Origin of the sequence: Streptomyces sp. NPDC046805 (assembly GCF_040645355.1) — a bacterium.
Taxonomy (GTDB): domain Bacteria; phylum Actinomycetota; class Actinomycetes; order Streptomycetales; family Streptomycetaceae; genus Streptomyces.
The window spans coordinates 26106-43186 of sequence record NZ_JBEYYC010000029.1 but is presented as its reverse complement, the minus strand read 5'-3'; the positions used below and the strand labels follow the sequence as shown (position 1 = coordinate 43186).

The following is a 17081-nucleotide window of genomic DNA, read 5'->3' as shown; positions in this document are numbered from 1 at the left end:
TCCACTCCATGTCACAAGCACATGCGTGCCCTGTCGTACGGCCTCACCGGCCGCGGCTGACGGTCACCCCCTGACAAAAACTCCCCCGTCTCATCGTCGCGCCCCGTGCGCGATGCGCAACCCGCCGCAGACCTGCCTCACCGACACCGGAGGCCCCTGACGGTCACCCCCTCGCCTTCGAAGGGAGGAGGGGGCGCCCCCTGAAGCCGGGCCACGCGTCCGATCAGCCGTGCGGGATCTGCACGAACCCGAATACCTCATCGACGAGAGTGGCGAGCGGCTGGTCCATGTCGCCGTCGGCCCAGCGCATGACGGCGACGTCGAAGCAGCCCAGCGCGACGTTGACCATTGTCTGAGTCTTCCGTTCGGCGCCCGGGCCGCCGAGGTCCATCTCGAAGGCCCCAACGCCACAGCCTCACCGGCGAACTCATCGCCTGGGCCGCCCACCACATCGCCACCCACTCCGACATCACTCCCGGAGTCATCAGCCCCACCGAAGCCTTCGGCCTCGACACACTGCGCCGCGCCTGCGCCGAGATCGGGCTCCGGCCCGTCTGATCCGCACGGCAATCCCTCCCCAATCAGCGAGGGCAAACGGCACGAACAGCGGGAAGTCGTTGCCGAACCGGGCGCCGCACAAGGCCCGTTGCAGCTCGCTGATCACTCCCCCCGCACGAGACGCGCCCGGGGCCGGACGAGCTCCTGGAGCACCCTGTGGCGTCCAGGCACCCGTAGACGGCCACGATCAGTGGATCCAACCTCGAAGCTTCAACACAAATTCCACACATCCCCTCTTCAAGACCGGCCCCGATGGTCTAGATTGACCGTGCTTCAGCTGTTCGGGTACGAGGCGACCAATAATGATCTATAGGTCCGGCGCTACGGAAAGCCAGCAGTCGCGTCCCCGGCGCGGGACGTAGCTCTGAAACAGCCGGGATGTCATGCGCGGGGGCGGCCACCCCCGGGGGGAGGAACAGCGCGGCGCGGGGGGCGGGGGCCTCCCGGTGCGAGGAACAGTGCTGGGCGAACACGTCGAGCCACTGGGGACCTGGGGGGGTTCTGTGCAGCAAGGGGGACTGGTCAGCGCGTCTCCGTCGGCGCGCGGGCATCTGGCGAACGGCACCATCAGACGGCCCGCGATCGACTGGGAGCAGCGGTACCGCCGTACCGTGATCATCAGCGATACCGTGGCCACCGCCTTTGTGGTGGCGGCGATCGGCGACTTCTTCGGGGCCCGGAACGCGGCCAACTGGCATGAGAAGTGGGGAATTCTCGCATTCGGCACCGAGCTGCTGGTGCTGGGGGCGCTTGCGGTGAGCCGGTCGTGGGCTCCGGCCGTGCTCGGCCAGGGCGCCGAGGAATTCCGCCGGCTCGGACGCTCACTGTTCACGGCGACCGTCGTACTGGCGCTCGGCGGGATCGCCCTCACCTCGCGCAACATCAAGCTCTGGATCTTCGTCGCGATCCCCGCGATCGCGCTCATCACCATGACCGCGCGGTATCTACTGCGCCTCTGGCTGCACAAAGAGCGAAAGGAAGGCCGGTGCCTGAGACCGGTGCTCGCTGCCGGGAGCGTGGCCACCGTGCGCGACCTGATCACCCGAACCCGCAAGTTCCCGCACCTCGGCTGGCGGGTGGATGCGGTGTGCACGACGAACGGTCTCGGGCTCGACGGTGACCGACTGGACGGAGTGCCGGTCGTCGGCCGACTGGCGGATGTCGCGGGCCACGTCCACCGCGACGGCCACCGCGTCGTCGCGGTCACGCCGGACCCGCACTGGTCACCGGACCGGCTGCAGCGGCTGGCTTGGGACCTCGAAGGCAGCGACGCCGAGATGGTCGTGGCCCCCGTGCTGATGGAGGTGGCCGGCCCGCGGCTGCACGTCGACGCGGTGCTCGGGATCCCGCTGCTGCGGGTCAGCATGCCGACCTTCACCGGGGGCCGCCGGGCGGTGAAAGCGGTCGTCGACCGGATGGGCGCAGCGATCCTGCTGTTGCTGTTCGCGCCGCTGATGGTGTTCGTCGGGGTGCTCGTGCTGGTGGACAGTCGGGGTGGGGCGTTCTACAGCCAGCGCAGGGTCGGCAAGGACGGCCGCGAGTTCACCATTCTCAAGTTCCGCACCATGGTCGCCGGAGCTGACGGGGCACGTGCCGAGCTGGCCGACCGCAACGAGGGCGCCGGCCTGCTGTTCAAGCTCCGCCGGGATCCGCGGGTGACCCGGGTGGGAGCAGTGCTGCGCCGGTACTCGATCGACGAGCTCCCGCAGCTTTTCAACGTGCTCGCCGGATCGATGTCGCTCGTCGGTCCGCGGCCTCCGTTGCCGGAGGAGTCCGCCGCGTACGGCCCGGACATCCGGCGGCGGCTGCTGGTCAAGCCCGGACTCACCGGCCTGTGGCAGATCAGCGGACGCAGCGACCTGCCGTGGGAGGAGGCGGTCCGGCTGGACCTGCGGTACGTCGAGGACTGGTCGCTCGCCCTGGACACAGTGATCTTGTGGAAGACGCTGCGTGCCGTGCTCTACGGGCAGGGCGCCTACTGATGCGCGGGGGTCGTCGTCCGGCCGCCGTGCGGACCGCAGGCCGTCAGGGCCTGCCTGGGGGGAGGAACGGGTCATGAGAGTCAGCGTTTTCGGGCTCGGCTACGTGGGCTGCGTGTCGGCCGCGTGCCTGGCCGGCATGGGTCACGAAGTCATCGGGGTGGACGTGAACCAGGTGAAGGTCGACCTGGTCAACGACGGCAAGGCCCCGGTGGTCGAGGAGCGTATCGGCGAGCTCATATCCGAGGTCGTGCGGAGCGGAGCGTTACGCGCCACCGGCGACGTCCGCGAGGCGATCACGAACAGCGAGGTGTCCCTGGTCTGCGTGGGCACGCCGTCGGAGCCCAACGGCAGCCTGTGCACCACGTACTTGGAGCGGGTCACCGAGCAGATCGGCGCCGCGCTGGCCGAACGGGGTGGGCGGCACACCGTCGTGTTCCGCAGCACCATGCTCCCGGGCACCTGCCTGAACCTGCTGGTCCCGATCCTGGAGAAGTACGTCGGCGGCACGGCCGGGGTGGACATCGGGGTCGCGGTCAACCCGGAGTTCCTGCGCGAGGGCACGAGCGTGCGGGACTTCTTCGACCCGCCCAAGACCGTCATCGGCGAGCTCGACGCGGCAAGCGGCGATGCGGTGTTGGCGCTGTACGACGGCTTGCCCGGCGAGGTGTTCCGGGTGCCGGTCCCGACGGCCGAGGCGATCAAATACGCGGACAACGCGTTCCACGGTCTCAAGATCGGCTTCGCGAACGAGCTGGGCGCGGTGTACCAGGCGCTCGGGGTGGACTCGCACCAGGTGATGGACGTGTTCCTGGCCGACCGCAAGCTGAACATCAGCCCCGCCTACCTGCGGCCCGGCTTCGCCTTCGGTGGCTCCTGCCTCCCCAAGGACCTGCGCAGCCTGGTCCACGCGGCGCGGCGGGCCGACGTCTCGGTCCCCATCCTCGCCCACGTGCTGGCCTCCAACTCCGACCATCTGCAGCGCGCGGTGGAGCTGGTCGAGCGCACCGGCAAGCGCCGGGTGGGCCTGTTCGGGTTGTCCTTCAAACCCGGCACCGACGACCTCCGCGAGAGCCCGCTCGTCGAACTGGCGGAGAGGCTCTTCGGCAAGGGTTACGACCTGCGGATCCACGACGCCAACGTGAGCCTCTCCCGGCTGCTCGGCGCGAACCGCGAGTACATCGAGACCCGGCTGCCGCACCTCGCGCAGCTGCTCGCGGACTCCGTCGACGAGGTGCTCGAGCACGCCGAGGTGTGCCTGGTCGGGACCAAGGATCCAGCCGTGCTGTCGGCGCTGCCCCATGGCGACGGCCCGGTGATCGTCGACCTCGTCCGCCTTCCCGACGCCGAGGCGCGCCGGGCCGAACCGGGATACATGGGCCTTGCTTGGTGACACGACCGGCGGCGACCGGCCGGACCGGCGCGCGCTGATCCTGGTGGAGAACCTGTCGGTGCCGTTCGACCGGCGGGTGTGGCAGGAGTGCACGACGCTGCGCGACGCGGGCTGGGAGGTGCACGTCATCTGCCCCCGCGGGAGCAAGCGCGACACGGAGCCGGAGGCGGAGATCGACGGGGTGCGGATCCACCGCTACCCGTTGCGCGCGGCCACCGGAGGTCCGGTCGGCTACCTGCGGGAGTACGGATCCGCGTTGTGGCACACGGTCCGGCTGGCCCGGAAGGTCGGCCCGGTGGACGTGGTCCACGCCTGCAACCCGCCCGACCTGTTGTTCCTTCCGGCGCTGTGGCTGAAGAGGCGCGGCGCGCGGTTCGTCTTCGACCAGCACGACCTGGTACCCGAGCTGTACCTCTCCCGGTTCGGCCGCGGCGAAGATCTGCTCTACCGCGCCGTGTGTGCGCTGGAACGGCTGACCTACCGGTCCGCGGACGTCGTGCTCGCCACGAACGAGAGCTACCGGGACGTCGCGGTGCGCCGTGGCGGTCGGCGGCCGGCGGACGTGTTCGTGGTGCGCAGCGCGCCCGACATCGACCGCTTCCACCCCGTGCCGCCCGAGCCCGAGCTGAAGCGCGGCAAGCCTCATCTGCTGTGCTACCTGGGCGTCATGGGCCCGCAGGACGGCGTCGACTACGCCTTGCGGGCCCTGGCGAAGCTGCGCGACGAGCTCGGGCGGACCGACTGGCATGCGGTGTTCGTCGGCGCGGGCGACACCCTCGACGCGATGGTGGGGCTGTCCCGGCGGCTCGGGCTCTCGGAGCAGGTGCAGTTCACCGGGCGCATACCGGACGCCGACCTGGTGCGCTACCTCTCCACCGCGGACGTGTGCCTCTCCCCCGACCCGCGCAATCCGCTCAACGACGTGTCGACCATGAACAAGGTCCTGGAGTACATGGTGATGGGCCGGCCGATCGTCTCGTTCGACCTCCGGGAGGCGCGCGTCTCCGCCGGTGACGCCGCCGTCTACGCACCCGCCAACGACGAGGCCGAGTTCGCCGAGCGCATCGCTCTGCTGCTGGACGATCCGGAGAAGCGGGCCCTGATGGGCAAGATCGGCCAGGAGCGGATCAGCGGGCGGCTTTCCTGGCGGAACTCGCAAGCGTCGCTCCTCGCCGCCTACGCCGCTGCCTGCCGTAACCACGCTCCGATGTCGGCCGCGACCCGGATCGGACAGAGAAAAGGCCGTCCCGTTGAGCGATGACACGATACGCCTGGCCATGATCGGGCGGATTATCCGTCGGCGCTGGCGGCTTCTCACCATCCTCGCCGTGGTGGGTGCGCTCGTCGGCTACGGCGCCTCCTTGCTGTTTCCGCCGCGCTACACGACGTCGACGTCGGTGCTGCTGTCGGGGCAGTGGGAGGAGCGAGAGCTGCTGACCCAGGCGGAGATCGCGACCAGCTCGGTGGTGCTCGACCGCTCGGCTGCCGCGCTCCGCTGGACCGGGGTCAGCGGTACGAAGCTGCAGGATCAAGTGGGCGCCCAGGTCACCGACGGGAACGTCGTCAAGATCTCGGCTACGGCCGACACCCCGGAGCGCGCGCAGCGGCTCTCCGACGAGACGGCCCGTCAATTCGTCACATTCGCCGCGCAGATCGCGAACGACAATGCCGATTCCGCGGCGGCGACGCCGTCCGGTGCGTTGCGGCAGCTGGTGAAGCAGACCAGCCGCCGCATCAGCAAGCTGGCCGATGCGGCCGATCAGGGGCGGTCCGTGGAGAGCGTCCAGGCCCGGACCCAGCTCGAACAGCTGCGCACCACGCTGCAGGGGGCCATGGACAAGCTGGACCAGGCCGGCCCGGCAGCCAACGAGGGCAGCATGGTCGTCGTGGGGGCGGCGGCCCGGCCGACCGGTCAGGCGCCGCCGACGAGGATTCAGCTCGTCGGCGGCGGGGCGCTGCTGTTCTTCCTGCTCGCGGTCATCGGCCATCTCGCCGCCGCACGGGTGGGTCGCCGACCGCGCACCGAACCGGAGCTCGCCGCGGCGCTGGGGTCGGCACTGCTGGGCACCGTCGACGTACCCGGTGAACGGCGCGCGCACGGGCCGAAAGGCCGTGGCCCGCTGGCCTGGACACGCTGGCTGCTGGGCGTCGAAACCCGGTGGGACCTGCCGACCCCGCGGACGTCCGGCGACGAGGCCAGCAGGCAGATCCGCTACCGGCGGGTGGGTGCCCGCCTGCGGGAGCAGCTGCCGGCCCCCCGACGGCTGCTGGTTGTCGTCCCGGACGGCGACGAGATCGCCGGCCGGGCCGCCAAGCGGCTCGTCGCCGAGGCCGGGAGCGATCCTTCCCCAAGCTCTTCGAGCAGGGGAGACCTCATGCTGCGCGTGGCGCGGGTTTCGGTGTCCCGGCCGGTGGTGCCGGACCGCGTCACCGAGTCCGGCGCCCTGGTCGTGCTCAGCGCGGGCAGCTGGACCGCAGGGGAGCTCGCCGGCATCGCCGAGGCGTGTGCGGATGCCAGGCACGATGTCGTCGGCTTCGTCGCCGCCAGCGCGGTCCGGGCCCGTCCGATGCGGTCTGCCGGCCATCGTTCGAACAACGCCACGCCGGCGAGGGCGGTTGGCGCGGACGTGAGGGGAGGTTCGGTGTGACGACGAGCATGCCTTCGGAGCCGTCGGCCGCCGCTCCGCTGATTGACCTGCAGGCGCTGGTGGTGGCAGTGCGCAGGCGCCGCCGTATCTGGGGCGCGATGGCGCTGTTGGGGCTGCTCGTCGGCGGTGCGGTGGCGGTCCTGCTGCCGGCGCCACCGACCGCGGTGGCCAAGGTCCTGGTCGCGCATGCGGAGGATCAGCCGAGCGACCCCGGAACGCTGATCCGCACCGACGCCGCGCTGCTGCAGACCACGCGGATCGCCGGCAGGGCCCTGCAGGCCCTCAAGTCCTCGGAAAGTCCGGAGGACTTCATGGCGGACTACCAGGGCATCGGTTTGACCAACAACGTGCTGCAGATCACTGCGAAAGGTGACAGCGACGCGGAAGCGTCGGCCCGTGCCAAGGCGCTGGCAGATGCGTTCGTCGCGGACCATGTGGCGCGGCTGAAGGGAGCCGCGAACGCCGAGGCCGATGCCCTGCTCGCCCAGCGCAACCGCCTGCGGGACGAACTCTCCCAGGTCAACACGGCGATCGGAGAGGGACCGTCGGCGAACGCGTCGGCGACCCTCGAGTCGCTCTACGCCCGCCGGGCCGCGCTCACCTCGCAGATCGCCGATTTCAACCAACGCGCCGAGGAGGCGCGCGTCGGCACACCCCAACTCATGGCCGGCACACGGATCGTGGACGCTCCGCGCGCGGTGCGGCACTCCCTGCCCAAGGCCGTCGCCACCGACGCCGTGATCGGGCTCATCCTCGGGCTCGTCCTCGGGCTCGCGTCGGCCGCGATCGGCACGGTGGTGGCGGACCGTCCCGTGCTGCGCCGGGAGATCGCCGCGAACCTGGGCGCCTCGGTCATCGCGGAGCTGCGCCCCGCACCCCGCCGGTCGGCCAGGCCGTGGCAGCGCCGACGGACCCGGGACGCGCGCGAACGGCTCACCAGGACCCTGGCCCGCGTCGTGCGCGGCTCGGCGGAACCGGTGTCACTGCTGGAACTGGGCTGTGCGCGCAGCGCGGCCGTGATCGCTGTGGACCTCGCCAGGGCGCTGGCGGCGGAGGAGCCACTGGTGATCATCGACGGTCTGCCCGGCCGGCAGCTCGCCGGCCGCCGCCAGGAACCGGGAGACCCTGACGTGATCAGCGGCGAGCGCGCCGCGGCCGCGCCGCAGCAGGAGCACCGGCTCGGCGTCGGCTCGGTCGCGCCCGGCACGGCGTGGACCGACCTCCAGTACCTCGGCACCCGGACCGTGCTCGTCGTCCGTGCCGGGCACGGCAGCGCGGCATGGCTGCACACCGTGGCGCGGCAGCTCGCGGACCTGCGCATTTCGGTGATCGGTGTGGTGGTGATCGACCCCGATCCGCATGACCGGACCGACGGCACTCTGTGGGACGGGCTGCACACCGCGCTGCGCGCCCGAAGCGAGCGCCCGAGCCGGACGGGCCGGCCGCAGACGAGGCGGACGTCATGGGCCGTACGAGTCCCGGACAACGACCAGGAGGCGCGGTAGACATGTGTGGCATCGCAGGCGCTTACCGATGGCCGGACGGGAAGGCCGTGACCGACCGGCTCACCGACATCCTCGCCCACCGCGGCCCGGACGGGGCGGGCCGGTACAGCCACCCCGCCGGTGACGGCGACGTGCACCTCGGGCACCGCCGACTGGCCATCATCGACCTGTCCGAGACCGGCGCCCAGCCGATGGTCTCGGACGGCCTCGCCCTGACGTACAACGGCGAGCTGTACAACGCGCCCGAGCTGCGTGCCGAGCTGGCCGCCGCCGGGGTGCGCTTCCGCGGCACCTCCGACACCGAGGTGCTGCTGGAGGCCTGGCGGCGCTGGGGCACGGACTGCCTGCCCCGGCTGCGCGGCATGTTCGCGTTCGGGATCTTCGACGAGCGGACCGGTGAACTGGTGCTCGCTCGCGACCAGTTGGGCATCAAGCCGCTGTTCCTGCTCCGGCGCGGTGAGGGCCTGGTGTTCGCCTCCGAGCTCAAGGCGCTCGCCGCCGTGACCGGCGGGTCGCTGCAGGTGGACCATGCGGCGCTGGTGGCCTCGCTGCTGTACTACTGGGTGCCGGACTCACGATGCGCGTTCCGCGAGGCGGAGAAGCTGCCGCCGGGGAGCTGGCTGCGGTGCCGGCCCGACGGCCGCGTGGAGCGCGGCCGGTTCTGGAACCTGAAGGACGTCGCAGCCGAGGGGCGGGAGCGGGCTCTCGGCGGCGAGCGGCCGGACCTGGCTGCCATCGTCGAGGAGTCGACCCGGCGGCACCTGCTGTCCGACGTACCCGTGGCGACCTTCCTCTCCGGCGGGCTGGACTCCAGCTACCTGACCGCACTGGCGGCCCGCCACCAGTCCGGGATCTCCGCTTACACGATCGGGTTCCGCGCCGAGGACGCCAGGTTCGAGGCGATGCCGGACGACCTGCGCTATGCCCGGCAGGTGGCCGAGCGGTTCGGCGTCGACCTGCACGAGATCGAGATCGCTCCGAACGTGCTCGACCTGCTGCCTCAGATGACGTACCACCTGGACGAGCCGATCGGCGACCCCGCCGCGATCAACACGTTCCTGATCTGCTCGGCCGCCCGGGAGGCCGGGATCAAGGTGATGCTCTCGGGGATGGGCGCCGACGAGCTGTTCGCCGGCTACCGCAAGCACCTGGCCAACCTGATCGCGCTGCGCTACCAGCGCATCCCGCTGCCCCTGCGGCGCGGGGTGTCCAGGGCCGTGGACCGGCTGCCGGTCGCGACGAGCCGCCGGGGGTACCGGTCGGTGCGCTTCGCGAAGCGGTTCCTCTCCTTCGCCGATCTGCCGGAGGAGACCGCGTTCCGGCGCAGCTACACCATGTACGACCAGCACGAGCTGCTCGCCCTGGTCGATCCGGACCTGGCCCCGGCGGTCGAGGACGTGCTGACCGAGCATGCGGACGTCTACCAGGACAACGACCTCGACGACTTCGTCAACCGCATGTGCCTGGGCGACGCCCGGATGTTCCTGCCGGGCCTGAACCTCACGTACACGGACCGGTCGAGCATGGCCGCGTCGACCGAGGTGCGGGTGCCGTACGTGGACGTCGAGGTGGTCAAGGCGGCGTTCGCCGTGCCGGGTGATCGCAAGATCGTCGGACGGCAGGGCAAGGCCGTCCTCAAGGAGGCGGCCACCTCGATCCTGCCCCGGGAGATCGTGTACCGGCCGAAGGGCCTGTTCAGCGCCCCGCTGCGCGCCTGGATGAGCCGGGATCTGGCACCGATGGTGCGCGAGGTGGTGAACGACGGTGAGCTCGTCCGTTCGGGGCTCCTGCGCCGCGACGCCCTGGCGCGCATGGTCGCCGAGGACGCCGCCGGGCAGCGGGACTTCTCCAAACATCTGTGGCATGTGCTGACCCTCGAGTACTGGTACCGCGACGCGATCTCCGGGTCCGGCCAGAACGCTCGCTCGGCGGCGTACAAGACGGCGTAGAACAAGGGGACTTCGGGTGAAGCAGGTTGTGCAGAACTACAAGAGCGGCGAGCTGGCGGTGCTCGACGTGCCGGTGCCGGGGTGCAAGCCGGGCGGTGTGCTGGTCCGCAGCGCCTACTCGCTGATCTCCACCGGGACCGAGCTCATGAAGGTGTCCGAGGCCGGCATGTCGATGCTCGGCAAGGCCCGCTCCCGGCCGGACCAGGTGGCCAAGGTCATGCAGAGCGTGGCCACCAACGGGGTGCCCGCCACCTACCGCAAGGTGATGGGCAAGCTGGATTCCTACACACCGCTGGGCTACTCGCTGTGCGGAGTGGTCGAGCAGGTCGGCGCCGGGATCGACGACGTGAAGGTCGGCGACCTCGTGGCCTGCGCCGGCAACGAGCACGCGCTGCACGCCGAGCTGAACTGGGTGCCGAAGAACCTCTACGCCCCGGTGCCGGACGGCCTCGCGCCGCGGCACGCGGCCTTCGGCACCGTCGGGTCGATCGCGATGCAGGGCGTCCGCCGCGGCGAGCCGCAACTCGGCGACGTGGCGCTGGTCATCGGCCTCGGGCTGATCGGACAGCTGGTGGTGCAACTCCTTGCCGCCTCGGGGGTCCGCGTCGTCGGGGTCGACCCCGACCCGGCGCGCTGCGAGCTCGCCGAGCGTCTGGGCGCCGCGGCCTGCGGCGATCCCGCGTCCGCGGCCGTGGAAGCCGCCGTCGCCGAACTCACCGGTGGGCACGGCGTGGACCAGGTGTACCTGGCCGCCGGCGGCGGCAGCAACCAGCCCGTCGAGCTGGCCGCCCGGCTCTGCCGGGACCGCGGCCGGGTCGTCGACATCGGCAAGTGCCGCCTGGACCTGCCGTGGAACGCGTACTACGAGAAGGAGCTCGACGTCCGCTTCTCGCGCAGTTACGGCCCCGGGCGCTACGACCCGGAGTACGAGCTCGAGGGGCGGGACTACCCGATCGGCTACGTGCGCTGGACCGAGCGCCGCAACCTGGCGTGCTTCCTCGATCTCCTCGCCCGCGGCCGCGTCGACGTGGAGCCGTTGGTCTCCCACATCGCCGACTTCGACGACGCCGTCGAGACGTACCAGCGCCTGAAGGACGGCGACCTGAAGGCCGTGGCCGTGCTGTTCCGGTACCCCGAACACGCGGGAGAACCTGAGGCCCCGGCGGTGGCAGTGCCCGCGGTGCGACGCGGCGGCGGAGCGTCCACCCCGGCCCGGTCCGCCAAGGCGCCGGTGCGGCTGGCGTTCGTCGGCGCGGGAAACTACGCGACGTCGATGCTGCTGCCGCACCTGGCACAGCGCGACGGCGTCGAGTTGTCCACGGTCGTCACCACGACGGCGCTGTCCGCGGCCAACGCGCAGCGGAAGTTCGGCTTCGCCGAGGCGACCACCGATCTCGACGCCGTGCTCGGCGACACGTCCGTCGACGCGGTGTTCGTCGTCACCCGGCACAGCTCGCACGCCGAACTGACCCGGAAGGCACTGCTGGCCGGCAAGACGGTGTTCGTGGAGAAGCCGTTGGCGCTCACCGAGGACGAGTTGGCCGGCGTGCTCGCGGCGGTGGAGGAATCCGGCAACGACCGGCTGCAGGTGGGCTTCAACCGCCGGTTCGCGCCGCTGCTGCAGGAGGCCAGGAGGCGGTTCGGCGCCCGGACCGGTCCGGCGAGCCTGCGCTACCTGGTCAACGCGGGCCGACTGCAGCACGGCAGCTGGTACCTCCAACAGGGCACCGAAGGCTCGCGCTTCGCCGGCGAGGGCGGACACTTCATCGACACGGCGAGCTGGCTGCTCGAGGCCGACCCGGTATCGGTGTACGCAGTCGCCACCTCCGGCAACGAGGACCTGCAGGTCGTGCTGCGCTACCCGGACGGGTCCACCGCCACCATCAGCTACGTCACCACCGGCGCGCCCGGCTTCCCCAAGGAGACGCTGGACCTCGTCGCGGACGGCAAGGTGCTGCGGCTCGACGACTTCGTCCGTGCCTCGGTCTACGGCCGCAAGCGGTGGGTCAGTTCGCGGCTGCCCAAGGCCCGGGACAAGGGCCAGTCCGCCGAACTGGCCGCGTTCATCAAGGCCGTGCGGACCGGCGGGCCGATGCCGGTGCCGCTGGAGTCGCTGGTCGCCACCACGTCGGCCACCCTCGCCGTGCAGGCCGGCCTGGCCGGCGGCGCGCCGGTGACGTTGGCGAGGTCGCGATGACCATGAGCGCGGGCTGGTACCTGCGGCGGCTGTCCCGGATGGGGCCGCGGGAGGTCGGCGGCCGGGTGGGCGACGCGGTGCGCAGGCGGCGGTGGCGGTCGGCGCTGCCGGACGGCCCGAGCGTGACCGGCGCCCGGTTCACCGCGGTCCTGCCCGCCGGGACGGTCGCCGCCGTGCCGGCCGACGCCGCCAAGCGCCTCGTCGCCGAGGCGGACCGGCTGATGGACGGGCGCGCCGAGTTCTTCGGCGTGGTCCGCGACGACCTCGCCGCCCCGGACTGGTCGTTCGACCCGAAGACCGGGCGCCGGGCCCCGTCGGGCTACGCCTTCGACGTGCCGTACCGCGACGAGGAGGCGATCGGCGACGTCAAGCAGATCTGGGAGCTGTCCCGGCATCAGTACCTGACCGTGCTCGCCGCCGCCTACGCGATCACCGGGAACGACCGGTACGCCGAGCGCGCCGCCGAGCACCTGCGGTCCTGGTGGCAGGCCAACCCTCCGCTGCGCTCGGTCCATTGGACCAGCGGCATCGAGCTGGGCATCCGGCTGCTGTCCTGGGTGTGGGTCCGCCGCCTGCTCGACGGCTGGCCCGGCGCGGCCGGGCTGTTCGAGGGGAATCCGGTGGCGGTGCGTCAGATCTGGTACCACCAGCGCTGGTTGGCCGCCTTCCCCAGCCGGGGCTCCTCGGCCAACAACCACATCGTCGCCGAGGCCGCCGGGCAGTTCGCCGCGGCCTGCGCGTTCGGGTGGTTCCCCGCGTCGGCTCGCTGGCGCGCCGACGCGCTGCGGTCGCTGGAGCGGCACCTGCGGAGCAACACCTTCGGCTCCGGCCTCAACCGCGAACTGGCCACCGAGTACCACGGACTCGTGCTGGAGCTCGGCCTGGCCGCGCTGGCCGAGGCGGACGCCGCGGGCGTACCGGTCCCCGCGTCGGTCCGGCTGGTGCTGCTGCGGATGACCGACGCGCTCGCGGCCGTCGTGGACAACCGGCTGAGGCCGCCGCGCCAGGGCGACGCGGACGACGGTCACGGCCTGGTCGTGGACGGCGCGGGAACCGACCGCTGGGCCTCGCTGCTGGCCACCGGGGACGCCGTGTTCGGCCGGCTCGACTGGTGGCCGGCCGTGACCGGCACGGACGTACGCACCCCGCTGCTGGCCGCGCTGATCCGGCCCGGGGCACCGGCCGCGACCCGCCCGGCGACCCGGCCGGACCACCTCGCCGACGCGGGCATGACCATTCTGCGCGCGCGGGCGGAGAGCGGCCCGGAGGAGATCTGGTGCCGCTGCGACGGTGGCCCGCACGGCTTCCTGTCCATCGCCGCGCACGCCCACGCGGACGCGCTGTCCGTGGAGGTCCGGCACGACGGGGTCGACGTGCTCGCCGACCCGGGGACGTTCTGCTACCACGGGCAGCCCGAGTGGCGTCGGTACTTCCGGTCGACCCTCGGCCACAACACGCTCGAACTGGACGGCGGCGACCAGTCCGTCTCCGGCGGCCCCTTCCTGTGGACCCGGCACGCCCGCACCCGGGTCCTGCTCGCGGACACCGGTGCCCGGGGCGGGCCCGACGCCGGCGTCGCCCGCTGGTCCGCCGAGCACACCGGCTACGGGCGCTCGGTGCACCGCCGCCGGGTGGAGCTGACCGCCGCGAGCCGGGAGTTGCGGGTGGTCGACGAGGTGCGCGGCCCGCGCCGGGCCGTTCGGCTGGCGTTCCACCTGGGCCCGTCGATCGCCGCGGAGCTGACGGGGAGCCGGGCCGTGCTCACCTGGACCCGGGGCGGCGAGGACCGCTCCGCGGTGCTCGACCTGCCCGGGCAGCTGCGCTGGCAGGGGCACCGCGGCGAGAGTGACCCGCCGCTGGGTTGGTACTCCGCCGGCTTCGGGCGCAAGGAACCCGCGACGGTCCTCGTCGGCACCGGCTTCAGCGACGGCACGGACGGGTTCACCACCGTGCTCAGGTTCCGCGGCTAGGGGGACGCGTGCGGGAAAGGGGGAGGCGGCGCTGGGCGTCGGCGGCGGCATGGCTGGCGCTGACCCTGCTGACGGCGACCGGCTGCGACGTCCGGTCGGGCGACCGGGCGGAGCCGACGGCGGCGCCCATGCCCGCGCCGACCGGGTCCGTGGCCCACGTGTGCGCCGCGCCCGCGGCCGGACCGGCGCGGGCGCCCGCGGGTGTCGTCACGGTCGACCCCGCGGTCGTCGACGACCTGGCCGTGAAGACCCTGGACAGCCCTCCGCACACCACGTTCTGGCTCCGGCCGGGTACCCACACGCTCAAGTCGGGGCCGCACGGCCAGGTCCTCCCCAAGGAGGGGGACGTCTACATCGGCGCGCCGGGGGCGGTCCTCGACGGCCGGACGGTCAACCAGATCGCGTTCGGCGGGAGCGCCGAGAACGTCACCATCCGCCACCTGACCGTGCAGCACTTCGCCGCGCCGCATGACGAGGGCGTGGTCAACCACGACTCGGCCGATGGGTGGGTGATCGAGCACACGACGGTGCAGGACAACTCCGGCGGGGGGCTGATGGTCGGCGCCCGCCAGCAGGTCCGCGACAACTGCCTGCGAAGGAACGGCCAGTACGGCATCAACGGGTACAAGGGCACCGGCGCCGTCACCGGCCTGGTGGTCGAGGGCAACGAGATCACCGGCAACAACACCGACGACTGGGAGCGACGGCAGCGTGGCTGCGGCTGCAGCGGAGGCGCCAAGTTCTGGGCAGTCAACGGCGCCGATGTACAAGGCAATTGGGTGCACGACAACCGGGGCGCAGGGGTGTGGGCCGACACCGACGACAACGACTTCCTCATCGAGAACAACGTGATCGAGGACAACGACGGCCCGGCGCTGATCTACGAGATCAGCTACAACGCGGTCATCCGAGACAACATGATCCGGCGCAACAACCTGGTCCAGGGCCGCAAGTACGCCGCCCGGGGCGACGACTTCCCCTACGGAACCGTCTACCTGTCCGAGGCCGGCGGCGAACCGCGGGTCGAGGCCCGCACGGACCGGATCGAGGTCTACGGGAACGAGCTGGAGGACAACTGGTCCGGCATCACCCTGTGGGAGGACGCCGACCGGTTCTGCAACAGCCCGGCCAACACCTCGTCCGACTACTGCACGCTGCTGGTCCGGGACGTCCACCGCTGCGCGCGGCCGGCGATCGCCACCGCGCCGCTGCTCTCCGACTGCCGGTGGAAGACCCAGCGGGTGGACATCCACGACAACCGCTTCGTGCAGAGTGCGACCACCGCCGGGTGCGCGGGGCTGTGCGGCCGGATGGCGGTGCTGTCCGACCACGGGACCTTCCCCGACTGGTCACCGTACAAGGGCTCCCGGGTGGCCGAGGCGATCACCTTCCGGCAGCGGAACCGCTGGCACGACAACGTCTACATCGGACCGTGGAGCTTCGTCGCCCACGACCGGGGTCGGGTGCTCGACTTCGCCCAGTGGCAGAGCGCGCCGTACCGGCAGGACACGAACAGCACCCTCCGTCCGCAGGCGGGTGGTTGAGATGGGCGGGGAACCGATGGACAGCGGGCCGTGGGGCGGACCGGACGCGACGGACGCATCGCCCGCCGCCGGGACACGCGCCGGCAGCACACCGAAACTCATCGGGACGGCCTGGGCGTTGCTGGCCCTCAACACGTTCGGCTCCGCCGGGCAGAAGACCATCATCACGCTGCCCCGCTCCCTCATGCAGATGGCCACCATGGGCGCGCTGGTCGCCGCGTTCCTGCTGGCACTCGTGCTCAACCCCCGGCTGCGGATCCGCCCCAGCGCCTTCTTGCTCCTGCTCACCCTCCTGCTGGTGGAGAGCACGATCTCAAGTGTGCGCTTGGCCGGACCCGGCTCACTGTTCCGCTGCGCCCGACTGACTCTCTTCATCGCCACGCTGTGGCTCCTCAGCCGCTGGTGGGACGGCAGCCTGACGTTCGTCCGGAGTCACATACGGATCTACTTCGCAGTGCTCGTGACGGCGGCCGCCGGCCTGGTCATCTCGCCCGGCGCGGCCATGCCCGCGACCTACCAAGGACGGCTGGTCGGCGCGCTGTGGCCGCTCACCCCGCCGCAGATCGGGCAGTACACCGCGGTGATCATCGGGCTCACCGTGCTGCTCGTTCTGGGCCGTCGGACCACCAAAACCGGCGCGGCGCTGATCATCGTGCCGTCACTCGTCCTGCTCGCGTTGAGCCACACCCGGACGGCCACGCTGGGTCTGCTCGTCGGGTTGGTGCTGGCGGTCCTCTCGCTCATCCTGACCAGCGCCGCCGCCCGCCGGTTCTTCACCTGTGTGGTGCTGTGCGCCACGGTGGCCGCGGTGGGGTTCTCCTCCGCGCTGCAGGCGTGGTTCCTGCGCGGACAGAGCCAGCAGAACTTCGCCAGCTTCACCGGCAGGGCCAAGGTCTGGCACGCCCTGCTCTCGGCCCCGCGGTCGACCTCGCAGCAGTTGTTCGGCACAGGCCTGGGCGACAAGTCGTTCGAGGGCCTGCCGATCGACAGCAGCTGGCTGGCCGTCTACAACGAGCAGGGGCTGATCGGCGACGCCCTCGTGGCGGCGATCGTCCTCGTGCTGGGCGGCGTCGCACTGCTGCGCCCACCGTCGCTGCCGAGGGCCTGCGCGATCTTCCTGATCAGCTACTGCGCCATCTCGTCGTACACCGAAGTCGGGTTGGGCGACGCCTCGGCGTATCTGCTGCATCTGGCCCTGGCCGCCTCGCTGCTGGCGGCGCCCGCCGAGACCGCGCCGCCGCGGACGCCGCCCGGGCGTCGACGGCGGCTCCGGCTGCCCGGAATGCGGGAGCCGACCTCTCCCGCGGCGTCAAGTCCTGATCTGGAGGTGGCCTGAGC

At 71.7% G+C, this 17081-nt stretch carries 11 protein-coding genes; 10 read left to right on the top strand and 1 reads right to left on the bottom strand.

Translation table 11 applies throughout. The annotated features are described in order from the left end of the window. Positions 1-223 precede the first annotated feature (223 nt). The gene (locus ABZ910_RS27480; RefSeq protein WP_361369824.1) at positions 224-349 is read right to left on the bottom strand and encodes a hypothetical protein; all 126 of its coding nucleotides are present in this window, start codon (positions 347-349) and stop codon (positions 224-226) included. A 712-nt stretch (positions 350-1061) separates the two neighbouring features. Between ABZ910_RS27480 and ABZ910_RS27475 the strand changes: the two genes are divergently transcribed. From ABZ910_RS27475 to ABZ910_RS27430, 10 genes are all read left to right on the top strand, one after another. Continuing rightward, positions 1062-2540 carry a sugar transferase gene (locus tag ABZ910_RS27475; RefSeq protein WP_361369822.1) on the top strand — a complete coding sequence of 493 codons (1479 nt, stop codon included), beginning with the start codon at positions 1062-1064 and terminating at the stop codon, positions 2538-2540. 73 nt (positions 2541-2613) lie between these two features. Continuing rightward, a complete protein-coding gene (locus ABZ910_RS27470; RefSeq protein WP_361369820.1) occupies positions 2614-3930 on the top strand; it encodes a nucleotide sugar dehydrogenase in 1317 nt (438 codons plus the stop codon). After that, complete coding sequence (locus ABZ910_RS27465; protein ID WP_361369818.1) at positions 3920-5191, top strand: glycosyltransferase family 4 protein; 1272 nt, start codon at positions 3920-3922, stop codon at positions 5189-5191. Before ABZ910_RS27470 ends, ABZ910_RS27465 begins: the two co-directional genes overlap by 11 nt. After that, entirely contained in the window at positions 5181-6578 is a 1398-nt protein-coding gene (locus tag ABZ910_RS27460) for a Wzz/FepE/Etk N-terminal domain-containing protein (protein ID WP_361369816.1), read from the top strand. Before ABZ910_RS27465 ends, ABZ910_RS27460 begins: the two co-directional genes overlap by 11 nt. Beyond that, on the top strand, positions 6575-8083 hold the full coding sequence (locus ABZ910_RS27455) for a Wzz/FepE/Etk N-terminal domain-containing protein (protein ID WP_361369814.1): 1509 nt from the start codon (positions 6575-6577) through the stop codon (positions 8081-8083). The genes ABZ910_RS27460 and ABZ910_RS27455 overlap by 4 nt, the downstream gene beginning before the upstream one ends. A 2-nt stretch (positions 8084-8085) precedes the next feature. Beyond that, positions 8086-10032 carry an asparagine synthase (glutamine-hydrolyzing) gene (gene asnB / locus ABZ910_RS27450; RefSeq protein WP_361369812.1) on the top strand — a complete coding sequence of 649 codons (1947 nt, stop codon included), beginning with the start codon at positions 8086-8088 and terminating at the stop codon, positions 10030-10032. A 16-nt stretch (positions 10033-10048) separates the two neighbouring features. Further along, positions 10049-12229, top strand: coding sequence for a bi-domain-containing oxidoreductase (locus ABZ910_RS27445; protein WP_361369810.1), 2181 nt, complete (start codon positions 10049-10051; stop codon positions 12227-12229). Then, a complete protein-coding gene (locus ABZ910_RS27440; RefSeq protein WP_361369808.1) occupies positions 12226-14199 on the top strand; it encodes an alginate lyase family protein in 1974 nt (657 codons plus the stop codon). Before ABZ910_RS27445 ends, ABZ910_RS27440 begins: the two co-directional genes overlap by 4 nt. Before the next feature lie 8 nt (positions 14200-14207). Continuing rightward, entirely contained in the window at positions 14208-15743 is a 1536-nt protein-coding gene (locus tag ABZ910_RS27435) for a right-handed parallel beta-helix repeat-containing protein (protein WP_361369806.1), read from the top strand. A gap of 1 nt (position 15744) precedes the next feature. Then, positions 15745-17079, top strand: coding sequence for an O-antigen ligase family protein (locus ABZ910_RS27430; protein ID WP_361369804.1), 1335 nt, complete (start codon positions 15745-15747; stop codon positions 17077-17079). Positions 17080-17081 lie beyond the last annotated feature (2 nt).

Bases quoted from the DNA above. Each gene is read 5' to 3' on its own strand.
- ABZ910_RS27480 (WP_361369824.1), bottom strand. From the start codon at position 349: ATGGTCAACGTCGCGCTGGGCTGCTTCGACGTCGCCGTCATGCGCTGG.
- asnB (WP_361369812.1), top strand. From the start codon at position 8,086: ATGTGTGGCATCGCAGGCGCTTACCGATGGCCGGACGGGAAGGCCGTG.
- ABZ910_RS27430 (WP_361369804.1), top strand. From the start codon at position 15,745: ATGGGCGGGGAACCGATGGACAGCGGGCCGTGGGGCGGACCGGACGCG.
- ABZ910_RS27440 (WP_361369808.1), top strand. From the start codon at position 12,226: ATGACCATGAGCGCGGGCTGGTACCTGCGGCGGCTGTCCCGGATGGGG.
- ABZ910_RS27470 (WP_361369820.1), top strand. From the start codon at position 2,614: ATGAGAGTCAGCGTTTTCGGGCTCGGCTACGTGGGCTGCGTGTCGGCC.